We start from the raw sequence: 14392 nt of genomic DNA on the forward strand, positions 1-14392 counted from the left end.
AGCAGAGCGCTCCCCCCTAGAACAACACACCATCTACCTCTCTCGTTCACGCGCGTCCCGTCGACCCTGATGCTCGTCGCTCGTCGCTCGTCGCTCGTCGCTCGTCGCTGGGCTATCTTTGGGGCCAATGCTTGATCAACCGCCGCAAGGAGAGCCCCATGACCGTGATGACCGCCACCGCCATCGAGGAGTTTCTCGACGAGGTCTTTCCACAACGGGCCGGTACCATCGAGGGTGTCGACGAGATGCGCGCCACCATGAGTCTGGCCATCGAGGACGAGCACCTGCGGCCCGGGGCCTGCGTCTCCGGGCCGACCATGATGGGGCTGGCCGATGTCTGTCTTTATGTGGCGATCCTGGCGCAGATCGGGCCGGAGCCGATGGCGGTCACCAGTGACCTGCATTGCCGTTTCCTGCGGCGAGCCCGGGGCGACCGTGACCTCATCGCCAATGCGCGGCTCGTCAAGCTGGGCAGCCGTCTGGCCGTCGGTGAAGTACAGTTGTTCTCCGCCGGGGACGAAGCGCCGGTGGCACTGGTGACGGCGACCTATGCACTACCCGAAAGCGACTGATCCTTGCCGCGTGGCCTTCATGGCCCGGGAGAAGCCCGCAGCACGGTGCCGGCCAGGGTCAGCCACCCCAGTATCAGCAGCAGGCCTCCCAGCGGGGTCAGTGGTCCGAGCCAGCTCAGTCCGGAGAGGGCCAGGCCGTACAGCGATCCACTGAACAGCAGCATGCCGAATGCCCAGAGAGCCAGCACCAGGCGCTGGCCGGGCAACGGCACGGTCGAGCGCCAGGCCAGCACGCCGAGCATCGCCAGTGTGTGCCAGGCCTGATAGCGTACGCCGGTCTCGAAGGCGGTCATCAGGCGTGGCGTCAGCTCGTGCGCGAGCATGTGGGCGCCGAAGGCGCCGATCATTACCATCAGGGCGCCGGACAGCGCCGTCGTCAACCACCAGGGGCGATCGTGCATCGTGGGTCTCCATCGGTGACGCGCTTACCGTACCCGCCGAAGCGCTGAGGCGCTACAATAGGGCCCGACAAGTGCCACAGGCAAAGAGGCGAGAGGGTGCCATGCAGATCCATCTCAATGGCGAAGCGCAACATCTGGACAGCGAGATTTCGGTAGCGCAACTGGTCGAGACTCTCGGGCTGACCGGTCGCCGTATCGCCGTGGAGGTCAACGAAGAGATCGTGCCGAAGAGTGTTCACGGTGAAACGTGCCTGGCCGACGGGGATCGGGTGGAAATTGTCCATGCCATCGGCGGAGGTTGAAGGAAGACACTGATTTATCGCTGCGCTCGCAAGAAAAATCAGCGCTTTCCCCAGCGCCATAGGAGAAATACACGTATGACCGACTTCACCCAGGATACGCCGCTGCGGGTCGCCGGCCGTGAATTCAGCTCGCGGCTGTTGGTCGGGACCGGCAAGTATCGCGATTTCGACGAGGCCAGCGCGGCGATCGCCGCCAGCGGCACCGAGGTGGTGACGTTCGCGGTCCGCCGCACCAATCTGGGGCAGGACGCGTCGGCCCCCAATCTGCTCGATGTGGTGTCCCCGGAGCGTTATACGCTGCTGCCCAACACCGCCGGGTGTTTTACCGCCAAGGACGCGGTACGTACCTGCCGTCTGGCCAGGGAGCTTCTCGATGGCCATAACCTGGTCAAGCTCGAGGTGCTGGGTGACGAGGCGACCCTGTATCCCAACGTCGTGGAGACCCTGTCCGCTGCCGAGACGCTGGTCAACGACGGCTTCGATGTCATGGTGTACACCAGCGACGACCCCATCGTCGCGCGCGAGCTCGAAGCCCTTGGCTGCTGTGCCGTGATGCCGCTCGGCTCGCTGATCGGCTCCGGTCATGGCATCCAGAATCCCTACAACACGCGCCTGATCATCGAGCAGGCCGGGGTGCCGGTCCTGATCGACGCCGGTATCGGCACTGCCTCCGAGGCTGTCCAGGCCATGGAGCTGGGGTGCGATGGCGTACTGATGAATTCCGCCATCGCCCATGCTCGGCAGCCGGTATTGATGGCCAGTGCCATGCGACAGGCGGTGAGTGCCGGCCGCGAGGCCTTTCTTGCCGGCCGCATGCCGCGTCGCCAGGAGGCCGAAGCGTCGTCGCCCATGGCGGGCCGTATCAACGGCTGATACCCGTCGGCTTTACCGATGCGGTTTTCCGGTTCGGTTGTCCGACACCGTTTCTCGATCCAGCGACCCGATAGTGAACCACGCATGAATGAACCCGATACCACCGGTCCCGAACGTCCGGACGCCCCGCTGCATCGTCGCGGCATCAAGAGTTATGTGCTGCGCGCCGGTCGCATGACCGCCGCCCAGACCCGTGGCCTCGATGAGGTCTGGCCGCGCCTGGGAATGACGCTCGACGCGGGGCGTCTGGACCTGGACGCTCTGTTCGGGCGCCGGGCACCTCGCGTGGTGGAAGTCGGCTTCGGCATGGGAGCGTCGCTGATCGAACAGGCAACGTCACACCCAGATACCGACTTCATCGGCATCGAGGTCCACGCGCCCGGTGTCGGCAAATTGCTCGACGAGGCCGACAAGCGGGGCCTCGCCAATCTGCGGGTCTATCGCGAGGACGCCCTGGCGGTACTCGAACGCTGCCTGCCCGAGGCCGGCCTGGACACCGTTCAACTGTTCTTTCCCGACCCCTGGCCGAAGAAGAAGCACCATAAGCGGCGCATCGTCCAGCCGGCCTTCGTCGAATTGGTGCGTACGCGTCTCAAGCCGGGGGGCACCCTGCACATGGCCACCGACTGGGAGGCCTATGCCGAGTGGATGGCCGAAGTGATGGCGGATGCACCGGGCTATGCCAATATTGCCGATGCGGACACCGCACCCTATGTGCCGCGTCCCGACTATCGGCCGCTCACCAAGTTCGAGGCCCGCGGGGAGCGTCTGGGACATGGTGTCTGGGATCTGATTCACCGTCGCGACGACGGCTGACGCCACTGCGGTCGAGAGTCGATGCCGGGGCGCCGGGCCGAATGGCAGGGCGCTCGCTCCGGCGCCCGGTCGGGCTCGCCGTGACATCATGACCGTCGGCGCCGCGTCCCTGACGGCGGCCCGCATACAGGGCCGCACCGGCACCGACGAGCCCGAACAGCATGCCGATGACCCCCATCGTGCCGGGGAGTTCGCCGAACATCAGTGCCGTCCAGGCGAGGGTCATGGCCGGTGTCAGTGCGACCAGGCCGGCGCTGTGCCCCACGCCGAAGCGCCGCAGGCTCTCCACGAAGAACCCGTAACCGCCGAAAGTGGCCAGCACGATCAGCCAGATCAGGGCCATCAGAGTGTCCAGGCTCGGCGTCGGCGGGGCCAGGGAACCGCCCATGCCGAGGGCAGCGAGGAAGAAGACGCCGGTGGCAGCTGCCAGTTGTGCCGTCAGGCGGGCTTCCAGAGGCAGCGCCACCGACTGTCGCGTCGTGAGGGCACTGCCCAGGGTCACGCAGGCCACGGCCAGCAATGGCAGGCCATAGGCCCAGAACGGTGCGCCGCCGGCGTGTCGCAGGTCGCCCAGCACGCTCAGTGCGGCGCCCAGGGTGGCCACCGTCATGCCCAGCCACTGCAGGGGGCGGGTACGCTCGCCGAGCCACCCGCTGGCCAGGGTGATGGCGGCCAGTGGCTGTAGCGCGCCGATCAGTGCCGCCACTTCGGCACTGACCCCTGCCTTGATGGCCAGCAGCATGGTCAGCAGGTAGCCGCCCACGGTCAGGCTGCCGACCAGTGCCTCGTGCGCCAGCGCTCGATGGTTCAGGCCGCGCATGCTGTATGGCCGGGACCGCCACCACCACCAGCCGCCTGCCAGCAGTGTCGCCAGGGCGAAACGCCAGGCGTAGAGCGCCAGTACCGGTGTGTCGACGGCGACCGCCAGCCGACTCCCCACGAAGCCACTGCTCCAGCACACCACGAAGCCGACAGCCACGGCCAGGCCGCCCAGGGCCGGTGAAAAGCGTGATAGCGCGATGTGGCGTAGCCGATGGGTGGTGCCCGTCATGATGCCTCCGGACCTGGGGTGGTTGGTCAGGACAGGCTGACGGGTTTAAAGTGTTTCGTGAATCGAAACTTATTGGACCGAGCATTCAATATGGCTGAAGTCTTGTCGGACTCGCTGGATCTCGAGGCGCTGCGCAGCTTCGTGGCGGTGGTGCGATTGGGAAGCCTGGCGGCGGCGGCCGAGCAACGCCACCGCACCGTCAGCGCGTTGAGCATGCAGATCAAGCGGCTGGAGGCGCGACTGGAGACCACGCTGTTGATACGTGGTGCACGAGGTGTGAGTCCGACCCCCAATGGCGAGGCCTTGCTGGGCGAGGCACGGGAGCTGTTGCGTCGACACGATGGCCTGGTGGCCAGGATCAGTGGGCGGGGACTGAGCGGGCAAGTGCGTTTCGGCATGCCGGAGGATTATGCCAGCCGCCTGGTCGGACGCCTGCTGCCCGACTTTCTGGCGCGGCACCCGGATGTGGTCCTGGAAGCGGTCACGGCGCCCAGCGGCGAGCTGGCGCGTCGCCTGGAGCGGGGCGAGCTGTCGTTGATCGTGGCCCTCGATCGCCCCCATCGGCTCAGCGGCGGCGAGCCGCTGTGGCGCTCCACACCGGTCTGGGCCGGGGCGCGGGATCTCGTGCTGACCGCGGATCACCCTCTGCCATTGGCACTGCATCCCGAGGATTGTCCCTATCGTCAACTGGGCATCGAGGCCTTGGGCACCATCGATCGCCCCTGGCATGCGGTTTTTACCAGTACCAGCATCCATGCGGTGGAAACCGCGGTGGAGTCGGGACTGGCGGTGAGCATTCTCGAGCGGGACCGCCTGACGCCGACCATGAGAGAGCTTGGCGTCGCGGAAGGCCTGCCGGTGCTGCGGGGCTGCGAGGCACAGTTGCACTATGGGCGTCGAGTCTCTGCCGAGTCCTGGCCGGCGGTGGAAGCGCTGGGCGAACTGATCAAGCGACAGCTTGGCCAACGGGAATGAATAATGCCCGAGGGCAGGAGCTTCGCGGGACTCAAAAAAACCTGGGGCTCAAAAAAAGAAAGCCGCCCTGGGCGGGGCGGCAAAAGACCGTGACTAGCAATGAGGAGGAGAAACCCGGGCAAGAGACTGGCAGGAATCCTGCCCCGGCATGGCGCCTCATCAACGCCATGTGTGTAGAGTAAATCATTCTCATTTGATCTGTCAACGCAAACGAGAATTTTTTTTATTACGTTCTGGCGTCCGAAGGCCTTCAGCCGGCCAAGCGTAGCCAGAGGGGAAGCGTGGCCATGGCGATTAAGGTCTGGCCGGTGATCAGGGCCGCCATCAGTTCGGCATCGCCGCCGAGCTGACGAGCCAGGATGTAGGCGGAAGTGGCAGTGGGCAGGGCGGCGAAGAGCAGGACGATGTCGCGACTCACCGGATCCAGGCGCAGGATCAGGGCCAGACCGAGCACCAGGGCCGGCATCAGTGCCAGCTTGGCCAGGTTGGCGGTCCAGACGGCGGGGTCGAGCCGCAGTAGCGCGCGTGGCCGCAGGGCGACGCCAACGGCCACCAGGCCGAGCGGCAAGGCGGCCCGACCGAGAAGCTCCGCCGTGGGAGCGCTCCAGCCGGGCAGGCCGATGCCGCTGAGGTTCAAGGCGATACCCAGCAGACAGGCCAGGATCAGGGGGTTGCGTGCCAGGGCCGCGAGGCTGGCGCGCATGCCGCCAGTGTCGAGCGTACCGGCGCCAATGAAACAGGCCACGCACAAGACGTTCACGACCGGCACCATCAGTGCCACGGCCACTGCCGCGACGGTGGCGCCGGCCTCACCGTGCAGGGCCGCGGCGCCTGCCACGCCAACGTAGGTATTGAAGCGAAGCGCACCCTGAAAGACCGAAGTAAACGCCGGTGCCGCCAGACCCAGCCGACGATTGGCGACCCACAGGGCCGCGCCCAGCAACCCCATGGCGCCGAGCAATGCAAGGGCCACACGACCTACTGGGACTTGCTGGATATCGGCACCAGCCAGGGTCGAGACCAGCATGGCGGGGAACAGCAGGAAATAGATCAGTCGCTCCATGCGCGGCCAGAAGTCGCCCCCTGGTTGCTCGAGACGACCGAGCAATGCGCCCAGCAGGATCAACAGGAAGAGGGGCCCCAGGGCTCCTGCTACGCTTCCCATGACACCTCCTCATTTCAATGTCGTCGGACCCCGCCCGGGAGTGGCTTGGATTCGCAGCCGCTAAGGAAGCGCTGCACAAATCGACGAGCGGAGCGAAGCGCAAGGCGCACGGAGCACAGGAACCGGAGCCTATGGGGTATAGGTGAGGATTCCGAGCACCGCGCAACGCAGTGATTTGCCCGCGCAGGCATTTGTGCAGTGTTTCCCTAAAGGACTATCTTGCCATCATCGGCAGCATGACTTCACCGTCATGCTCGAGCCGGAGACCGATTGGCGCCGATCTGGTGTCGAGGAAGCGAGGAGTGGCCATGATGACGCGGCGTTGGCGATATCTGTCGGTAGGGGGCGTCGTGCTGTTGGCAGCATGCGTTCTGCTGGCCTATCAATGGTGGCGTGCCGGAGAAGCCGGGACGGAGCTGGAGGGCGGTCCCATTTCGTTGCCGTCGACCCATGGCGAATTTTCGCTCTCGCAACTGGACGAGGATCAACTTGCGGTGATCTTCTTCGGCTATACCTGGTGCCCGGATGTCTGCCCCATGAGCCTGGCAGTGGTTCGCCAGGTACGCCAGCAGCTACCTGCCCGGCATCGCGATAGGGTCGTGCCGGTGATGATTTCCGTCGATCCCGAGCGCGATACGCTGGCACGACTGGAGACATACCTCGCTTCCTTCGGAGACGACTTCATCGGTGCGACCGGCAGTGCCGAGCAGCTCGAGGATATTGCCGAACGCTATGGCGTGGTATGGCGCAAGGTCGAGGCACCGGAGTCGTCCATGGACTATACCGTCGATCATACCGCGTCGCTCTATCTGGTGGACCCGCATGGCGAGATTCACCAGCGTGTCCTCCACTCGCCGACACCGGGCCCGCTCGAAGCCGCACTGAACGAGACGCTCGGCGCCATGTGAGACGTTTTTGATCTGCAGAACGATGACGGCCGGCTCGTCGGAGCCGGCCGCGGGAACGAGGGTCACTGGCGAAGGGTCACTCGGATGCGCTGGTGCCTTCGGTGTCGCCGCTCTGCTCGGTACCGGCATTGCCTGCCTCGTCCGCGGGGGTGACGTCGAGCAGTTCGACCTTGAAGACCAGTGTCTCGTGCGGGCCGATGGGGCCCTGACCCTGGGCACCGTAGGCCAGGTCGGAGGGAATCACGACTTCCCAGGTATCGCCCACGCTCATCAGCTGCAGGGCCTCCTGCCAGCCGTCGATGACCTGGCCGACGCGGAAGCTGACCGGTTCGCCGCGTTCGTAGGAGCTGTCGAAGACGGTACCGTCGATCAGCTTGCCTTCGTAGTTGACCTGGACGGTGTCTTCGGCATTCGGTGTGGCACCATCGCCGGATTCCAGCTCACGATACTGCAGGCCTGAGTCGGTGACCGTGACGCCATCCTTCTCGGCGTTCTCTTCCAGGAAAGCCTCGCCTTTGGCCTGATTGGCCTCGGCACGCTTCTTGGCCTCGGCGGCGCGCTGCTGCTGTGCCTGCTGCTGGAATTGGGCCAGGGTGTCGGCCATTTCCTGATCGCTCATGGCCAGCTCGTCATCGGCGTAGACATCGCGGATGGCCTGGGTAAAGGCGTCGATGTCGAGATCGGAGACGTCTTGCTGGATGCTCTGACCCAGGGTCACACCGAGGCTGTAACCCAGGCGTTCCTGGTCGGATTCGGGAGCGGCAAGAGCCAGGGGAGCGGCGGTCAACAGGGCCGCCAGTGACGCGGAAGTCAGCAGTGTCTTCATGAAAAAGCCTTGTGGTCCGGCGCCTTGGCGCCAAGAGTGTATGGAACCCATGAGACTCTAACAGGGCCGGACCGGTTCCGCATCCACACACCGGGAGGGCATCCTGCCCGGTGAGTCAACGCGGGAAAGGCGTCACACGACCATGACGGGACAGTGTGCGGAGCCGGCGACCCGCTGGGCGACACTGCCCAGCAGCAGGCTCTTGTCACCGTTGGTGCCCTGGGCACCGATCACGATCAGGTCGCACTCTCGCTTGCGGGCAAAACGCACGATGGTGCGTGAAGGGCGCCCGCCCTTGACGAAAGCCCGTACCTTGTCGGCCGGAACGCCCAGCTCGGTAGCGCGTGTCTTGGCCTGGACGGCGATCTCGGTGGCGTAGTCCTTGAGAGCGTCGTCCGGGATGTCCAGTTGCTCGGGGCGAACCATCGACAGCGAGGCCTCGAGCAGGCTGTGGTGCTTGAACACGCACAGGACGTAGAGTTCGGCGCCGGTCAGCTGCTGCAGGCCCACGCCCTTTTCCAGCGCCTTGACGGCGCCCTTGGAGCCGTCGACCGGCACCATGATCCGATTGAACATCGTCACCTTACTCCTTGTGTCCGGGTAGAATCGCTTACCTGAAGGCGAGGTCGCGCAGGAACAGGGCGATCTGCGGGAACAGGATCAGCAACGCGGCCGCCAGCACCAGCATGAAGATGAAGGGCGGCGTGCCCTTGATCACGTCCAGGTAGGGGCGCTTGAAGATGGCAATGGCGGTGAAGATGTCGCAGCCGAAGGGCGGCGTCGCCGAACCGATGGCCACCTGCAGCGTGATGAGGATACCGACGAGTACCGGATCGAGGCCTGTGGCGTCGATGGCGGGTGTGAAAACCGGCGTCAGTACCAGGATCACCACGATGGGGTCGACGAACATGCAGGCGACGAAGAAGGCAATACAGATGGCGATCAGCACTCCCGTTGGCCCCGCCTCGTTGATACCCACGGCCTCGAGGATGGCCTGGGGAATCTGGGCGAAGGAGATGATCCACGAGAAGCTGTTGCCCACCGCTACCAGGATGAAGACCACGGCAGTGATCAGGCCGGTGGACTTGGCAATGGCGTAGATGTCATTGACCTTCAGCGAGCGGAATACCACGAATTCCAGCAGGATCGCGTAAAGCACGCAGGCCGCTGCGGCTTCGGTGGGACTGAAGATACCGCCATAGATGCCGCCGATGATGATCACCGGGAAGCCCAGTGGCCAGAGTGCCTGACGCACGGCTGAAAGGCGCTCCCCCCAACTGGCCTTGGGTTCGGTGGGTACGCCACGCACGACGGCGTAGATCACGCAGTAGGTAGCGAACATGGCCAGGATCATCAGTCCAGGGCCGATCCCGGCGATGAACAGCTCGCCGATGGAGGTGCCGGAGATGATCCCGTAGATGATCATGCCGATGCTCGGCGGAATCAGAAAGGCGATGTCACTGGAGTTGATGATCAACGCCAGGCTGAAGGAGTCCGAGTAGCCGGCCTTGAGCATGCGCGGACGCAGCGGCGAGCCTACCGCTACCACGGTGGCCTGGGTGGAGCCGGACACGGCGCCGAACAGCGTGCATGAGGCCGCCGTGCTGACCGCCAGGCCGCCTTTGATATGGCCGATGAAGGCCATCACCATGTTGATCAGCCGATTGGCCGACTGGCCACGGGTCATGATATCCGCGGCGAGGATGAACATGGGCACCGCAATCAGCGATGCCGGCCGTATACCGGCCATCAACTGCTGGATCAGGGTTTCCATCTGGCCCAGCCCGCCGAACATCATGTAGAACCCGATGATCGCCGCGGTCGCCAGCGGAATCATCATGGGAAAGCCCAGCAACAGCAGGCCGATCATGGTCGCAACCATTATTGTCGTCATCTTGCATTCCCCCGGGCGAATCGCCCTGCGTCAGACTTCCGTTTCCGTATCCTTGTAACCGTCGACTACCGAGGTCGACAGGTAGACATCGCGTGACGTCAGGTTCTTGATGGCCGTGAACAGGTATTGAATACCCGTGATCACAAAGCCCAGCGGCACCCAGACATAGATGATGAAGATCGGGAAACCGAGCGCCGGCAGGATGCGCCCCTTGTCATACAGGTCGAGGATGTAGAGGAGCGAATAGTAGGCCAGGAAGAACATGATCAGAGAGGTGAACAGCGCGATTGCCACCATCAGGGCACGACGACCGCCCACCGGCAAGGCATCGTAGATCGCCGACATGCGGATGTGGCGGCCATGGCGCGCCGCGTAACCGATGCCCGCGAAGGTGATCATGATGATCAGGATGCGGTTGACCTCGCCGGTGAAGAACAGACTCTCGCCGAGCAAGAAGCGTCCTATGACATTGGCGATGGTATTGGTGGCCATCAGCAGCACACCGATGGCGAGAATGATCGCTTCCAGCTTGCTGATCAGGGTATCGATGGTGCCCAGTATGCCGGGCAGGCCTGAATGATAGTGCTTTTCGGATTCATCGTCGGTCATGGCCGCGCTCCCTTCAGCAGACATGGCGAAATAGTGGATGCCCCATTGAGCAGCGTAACCGTTGCCGGCACTGTGCGGTGCGCGACAGATCAACGTTGGGTGAACGCTGAAGGGTGTCGGCAACTCGCCGAATTACGCATCGAGACTCACTCGGGGCGGGCCCGCCTTGACCCCGACCGCCGCTCGTGGTGCCTGTCGACACCCGCGTCAGGGCCGTAAACAAATCGGGGGCAGCGTAGCTGCCCCCGATTGGTGCGGGAACGGGTCGTGATCAGCCCTCGTCCTGGCTGGTCTCGCCCTCATCCTGTTGCACGGCCTCGAGGTCGGCCTTGAACTGGTCGAGCAGCTTCTGGCCCTGCTCGCCGGTCATCTCGATGAACTTCTCCTCGACCTGGGGAGCACGCTCCTTGAAGGCCTGGATCTGCTCATCGTCCAGACGAGTGACGGTGACCTCGTCGGAGGCTGCCTTGATCTTCTCGAGGGATTCCTCGGACAAGCCCTGGATGTGCTCGATGGTGTGGTCATAGGCCGCGTCGGAAGCGTCCTGCACCAGTTGCTGGTCTTCTTCGGAGAGGCCCTCGTAGAAGTCCTGGTTGGCCATCATGGCGGTGGTGAACCAGCCATGACTGGTGAAGGTCAGGTGCGGTGAAACCTCGTAGAGGCCGCCGGATTCGATCCAGAAGATCGGGTTTTCCTGACCGTCGATGATGCCGGTCTGCAGGCCGCCGTAGACCTCACCCCAGGGCAGGGGCGTCGGGGTGGCGCCGAAGGCGTTGTAGGTCTCGGCCAGCAGCGGGTTGGTCATGGTGCGGATCTTCTTGTTGTCGAAGTCCTCCGGCGACGTGATCGGCTCGTCGGCGGTCACCACCATCTCGCCTTCCGGGTACATCTTGAGCAGCTCAAGCCCGTGCTCGGCGTAGAGCTTCGGGAACATCTCGTTGATGGCCTTGCTCTCGTCGAAGAACTCCAGAACGGTGTCCATGTCCGTGGGCATCAGATAGGGAATGAAGAAAATCTGAGCCGAGGGGATGAGCGAGCCGGTGAAGCCGGGCGACTGGTTCACGAACTGCAGGATCCCATTCTGGGTCTGCTCCATGATGTCGTCGGACTCGCCCAGTTCGCCGAAGCGATAGACCTGTACGGTGTGGTCGGAATTATCTTCGACATAACCCTTGAACGCCTGAGCGAAGACATCCTGAACGTCGCCCTCGTATTCCTCGTGGGCATAGCGCCAGTTGTCGGAATAGGCGGCGGTGGACATGCCGAGCATCAGGGCACCGATGCTCGCGGTAGTCAGCAGCTTGTATGCCTTCATTCTTGTGGTTCCTCTGCAGGTTTTGCCGGAAAATCAATGACTCATCGACCGGCGTAAAATCGATAGTGTCGTTTTCTCGCCGTTCACGCAGTTAATTTCAGGCTAGCGTGGGGGTTATAAGGGGTCAAGCTGGCTTTGCAGCTTTCCCAGGGCCAAAAGGTGTGATTTTTTCTGCAGTTGATGGCCGAAGGGCAGAACTTTTTCGAGAGACGGGAGGGGGTGGGAAATCTCGGAAAGACGGATCGAGCCGTCGTGACTGTAGGCCTCCAGGCGAAGCAGGCACTCGCATTCGGCATCGAGCTCGGCCTGTTTGATGCGCTGGCGCAGGGGGGCCACGCTCGGTCGCTCCCGTTCGGTCGGCTTGAGATCGCGGCGCAAGCGCCTCAGTGGCGAAATGACATCGTGCTGCCATGCCACTAGGTCAGCAGGCACTGCGCTGGCGCGCAGGCCATGACGATACAGCCAGCAGCGCCACAGCAGTTCGGTGATCTCGACCCCGGCCTCGTCCTGCAATACCAGGCAGGCTGACTCGATGCCCTCGCGGGCATAGAGCGCCAGGGCGAAGTCCCAGAGCGGATCGCCGTCGAGACGTGCCCGCAAGGGCGTGGATAATTCGGTAGAATCGTCGCTCATCATGACACGGTGGCCGCCTCGAGGCGGTGATCTCACGCAGACGAGTGGAGTCCGCATGATCGCACTGCGCCAAGTATCCCTGCAACGCGGCCCCCAGAGCCTGCTCGACGCGGCCGACCTGACCCTGCACGCCGGCTACAAGACGGGCATCGTCGGTGCCAATGGCGCGGGCAAGTCGAGCCTGTTCGGGTTGCTGCTGGGCGAGCTGTCGCCGGACCGCGGCGAACTGGAGATGAGTGGCGGTCAACGTATCGCGCACATGGCCCAGGAGGTAGAGGCGCTCGAACGCAGCATCATCGACTATGTGCTCGATGGTGACCGAGCGCTGCGCGATGCCGAGGCGGCCCTGGATGAGGCCCGCGAGCGTGGTGATGCGCACCGCGAGGCAGAGCTGCACGGCGCCATCGAATCGCTGGACGGCTACAGTGCGCCGGCCCGAGCCGCCCAGCTGCTGGTCGGCCTGGGCTTCGGCCAGGCCGATCTGGATCGCCCCCTGGCATCGTTTTCCGGGGGGTGGCGGATGCGTGTCAACTTGGCGCGAACCCTGTTCACGCCGTCCGATGTGCTGCTGCTCGACGAGCCGACCAACCACCTGGATCTGGATGCTCTGTTGTGGCTTGAACAATGGCTGTCCCGCTATCCGGGCACCCTGTTGTTGATCTCCCATGATCGCGATTTCCTCGATGCAGTGTGTGACCACATCGTGCACTTCGAGCAGCGTTCCCTGGTGTTGTATCGGGGCAATTACACCACCTTCGAGCGGACCCGGGCCGAGAAGTTGGCCTTGCAGCAGGCCGAGGCCGCCAAGCAGCAGGCACGCAAGGCGGAAATCGAGCGCTTCGTGGCGCGTTTTCGCTACAAGGCCACCAAGGCACGCCAGGCTCAGAGTCGTCTGAAGATGCTCGAACGCATGGGCGACATTGCCGTGGCGCATGCCGATTCGCCCTTTCACTTCCGCATTCCCGCGGCGGACAAGGTGTCGCACCCCCTGATCGTGCTGGATGACGCCGCGCTCGGCTATCGTCATGAAAGCGTCGAGACACGGCAACTCGAGGCCGTGAACCTGGCATTGCAGCCAGGGCAGCGGATCGGCCTGCTGGGACCCAACGGCGCGGGCAAGTCGACCCTGATCAAGTCGCTGACCTCCGAGTTGCCGCTGCTGGAGGGCCACCGGGTCGAGGGCGAGCACTTGGCCATCGGTTACTTTGCGCAGCACCAGCTGGAGGGGCTGGACCTGTCAGCCTCTCCCTTCCTGCATGTGCAGCGCCTTTCGCCGACTGCCGCCGATGCGGAGATCCGGCGTTTCCTGGGCGGTTTCGGCTTCCATGGCGATGATGTCTTCGAAGAGGTCGCGCGCTTCTCGGGTGGCGAGAAGGCGCGGCTCGCGCTGGCCCTGGTCGCCTGGCAGCGCCCCAACCTGCTGTTGCTGGATGAACCGACCAACCACCTCGACCTGGAGATGCGCGAGGCCTTGACCGAGGCACTGGCCAGTTTCGAGGGCGCGGTGATCGTGGTTTCACACGATCGCCATCTGCTGCGGGCCACGGTGGATGAGTTCTGGCGAGTGGCGGATCACCGAGTGACGCCTTTCGATGGTGACCTGGAGGATTATCGCGCCTGGCTCAAGTCGCGCCTGGAGGAACAACGCCGCGAGGCTCGAGCCGACAAGGCTGAGCGACAAGGCGATGAGGCTGAGTCGAAGGAGGACCGCAAGGCCTCGCGCCGGGCCGCCGCCGAACTGCGTGACAAGCTGCGGCCGCTCAAGCGTGATCGCGATCGTGCGGAGCGCGACATGGAAGCGACGCAGGCGTTGCTGGATGACGTCGAGTCGGCCCTGGCCGATGCCGAGCTGTACACCGACGAGGCACGCAAGGACGAGCTGAATGCGCAACTGGCGCGACGGGGCGAGCTGGCCTCGCGTCTCGAGGAGCTCGAGCAGCACTGGCTGGCCGCCGAGGAGGCGCTGGAGCGGCTGGAGGCCGAACTTCAGGCCTCCTGATCGCTCCTGCACGACGCTCGGCTATTTATTCAGCCTTTCCCTAAGGGGTCAGG

The 14392-nt window shown here is 64.1% G+C and carries 16 protein-coding genes; 7 read left to right on the plus strand and 9 right to left on the minus strand.

Going from position 1 to position 14392, the window contains the following annotated elements; genetic code table 11:
• The first annotated feature begins 158 nt into the window (after positions 1-158).
• Positions 159-572 carry a PaaI family thioesterase gene (locus RSO41_RS02315; RefSeq protein WP_315617401.1) on the plus strand — a complete coding sequence of 138 codons (414 nt, stop codon included), beginning with the start codon at positions 159-161 and terminating at the stop codon, positions 570-572.
• Positions 573-589: 17 nt separating this feature from the next.
• On the opposite strand, the gene RSO41_RS02320 is transcribed toward RSO41_RS02315, so the two are convergent.
• Positions 590-973: a DUF423 domain-containing protein gene (locus RSO41_RS02320; RefSeq protein WP_315617403.1), complete on the minus strand. Its 384-nt coding sequence runs from the start codon at positions 971-973 to the stop codon at positions 590-592.
• A gap of 101 nt (positions 974-1074) precedes the next feature.
• On the opposite strand from RSO41_RS02320, the gene thiS reads away from it, so the two are divergent.
• The 3 genes from thiS to trmB all read left to right on the plus strand — a co-directional run bounded on the left by thiS (position 1075) and on the right by trmB (position 2964).
• Entirely contained in the window at positions 1075-1275 is a 201-nt protein-coding gene (thiS, locus tag RSO41_RS02325; RefSeq protein ID WP_315617405.1) for a sulfur carrier protein ThiS, read from the plus strand.
• 75 nt (positions 1276-1350) lie between these two features.
• Positions 1351-2148 carry a thiazole synthase gene (locus RSO41_RS02330; protein WP_315617407.1) on the plus strand — a complete coding sequence of 266 codons (798 nt, stop codon included), beginning with the start codon at positions 1351-1353 and terminating at the stop codon, positions 2146-2148.
• A gap of 84 nt (positions 2149-2232) precedes the next feature.
• Positions 2233-2964 (plus strand): tRNA (guanosine(46)-N7)-methyltransferase TrmB, encoded by a 732-nt coding sequence (gene trmB / locus RSO41_RS02335; RefSeq protein WP_315617409.1) that lies wholly within the window; start codon positions 2233-2235, stop codon positions 2962-2964.
• Here trmB and RSO41_RS02340 read toward each other — a convergent pair.
• The gene (locus tag RSO41_RS02340) at positions 2888-4015 is read right to left on the minus strand and encodes a DMT family transporter (protein WP_315617411.1); all 1128 of its coding nucleotides are present in this window, start codon (positions 4013-4015) and stop codon (positions 2888-2890) included. The two genes, trmB and RSO41_RS02340, sit on opposite strands and share 77 nt — an antisense overlap.
• A 90-nt stretch (positions 4016-4105) precedes the next feature.
• Between RSO41_RS02340 and RSO41_RS02345 the strand changes: the two genes are divergently transcribed.
• On the plus strand, positions 4106-4990 hold the full coding sequence (locus RSO41_RS02345; protein ID WP_315617413.1) for a LysR substrate-binding domain-containing protein: 885 nt from the start codon (positions 4106-4108) through the stop codon (positions 4988-4990).
• A 250-nt stretch (positions 4991-5240) separates the two neighbouring features.
• Here RSO41_RS02345 and RSO41_RS02350 read toward each other — a convergent pair whose 3' ends face one another.
• Positions 5241-6155, minus strand: coding sequence for an AEC family transporter (locus RSO41_RS02350; RefSeq protein WP_315617415.1), 915 nt, complete (start codon positions 6153-6155; stop codon positions 5241-5243).
• A 308-nt stretch (positions 6156-6463) separates the two neighbouring features.
• On the opposite strand from RSO41_RS02350, the gene RSO41_RS02355 reads away from it, so the two are divergent.
• On the plus strand, positions 6464-7063 hold the full coding sequence (locus RSO41_RS02355) for an SCO family protein (RefSeq protein WP_315617417.1): 600 nt from the start codon (positions 6464-6466) through the stop codon (positions 7061-7063).
• 76 nt (positions 7064-7139) lie between these two features.
• On the opposite strand, the gene RSO41_RS02360 is transcribed toward RSO41_RS02355, so the two are convergent.
• From RSO41_RS02360 to RSO41_RS02385, 6 genes are all read right to left on the minus strand, one after another.
• The gene (locus tag RSO41_RS02360) at positions 7140-7889 is read right to left on the minus strand and encodes an FKBP-type peptidyl-prolyl cis-trans isomerase (protein WP_315617419.1); all 750 of its coding nucleotides are present in this window, start codon (positions 7887-7889) and stop codon (positions 7140-7142) included.
• Between the two features lie 132 nt (positions 7890-8021).
• Positions 8022-8465, minus strand: coding sequence for a universal stress protein (locus RSO41_RS02365; RefSeq protein WP_315617421.1), 444 nt, complete (start codon positions 8463-8465; stop codon positions 8022-8024).
• Between the two features lie 34 nt (positions 8466-8499).
• Positions 8500-9783: a TRAP transporter large permease gene (locus tag RSO41_RS02370; protein ID WP_315617423.1), complete on the minus strand. Its 1284-nt coding sequence runs from the start codon at positions 9781-9783 to the stop codon at positions 8500-8502.
• Between the two features lie 30 nt (positions 9784-9813).
• The gene (locus tag RSO41_RS02375; RefSeq protein ID WP_315617425.1) at positions 9814-10392 is read right to left on the minus strand and encodes a TRAP transporter small permease; all 579 of its coding nucleotides are present in this window, start codon (positions 10390-10392) and stop codon (positions 9814-9816) included.
• A 271-nt stretch (positions 10393-10663) separates the two neighbouring features.
• A complete protein-coding gene (dctP, locus tag RSO41_RS02380; RefSeq protein WP_315617427.1) occupies positions 10664-11707 on the minus strand; it encodes a TRAP transporter substrate-binding protein DctP in 1044 nt (347 codons plus the stop codon).
• Positions 11708-11821: 114 nt separating this feature from the next.
• The gene (locus RSO41_RS02385; RefSeq protein ID WP_315617429.1) at positions 11822-12343 is read right to left on the minus strand and encodes a TIGR02444 family protein; all 522 of its coding nucleotides are present in this window, start codon (positions 12341-12343) and stop codon (positions 11822-11824) included.
• A gap of 52 nt (positions 12344-12395) precedes the next feature.
• On the opposite strand from RSO41_RS02385, the gene RSO41_RS02390 reads away from it, so the two are divergent.
• On the plus strand, positions 12396-14339 hold the full coding sequence (locus tag RSO41_RS02390) for an ATP-binding cassette domain-containing protein (protein WP_315617430.1): 1944 nt from the start codon (positions 12396-12398) through the stop codon (positions 14337-14339).
• Positions 14340-14392: the final 53 nt, after the last annotated feature.

The sequence above is a fragment of the Halomonas sp. I1 genome, from assembly GCF_032334135.1.
GTDB lineage: Bacteria > Pseudomonadota > Gammaproteobacteria > Pseudomonadales > Halomonadaceae > Halomonas.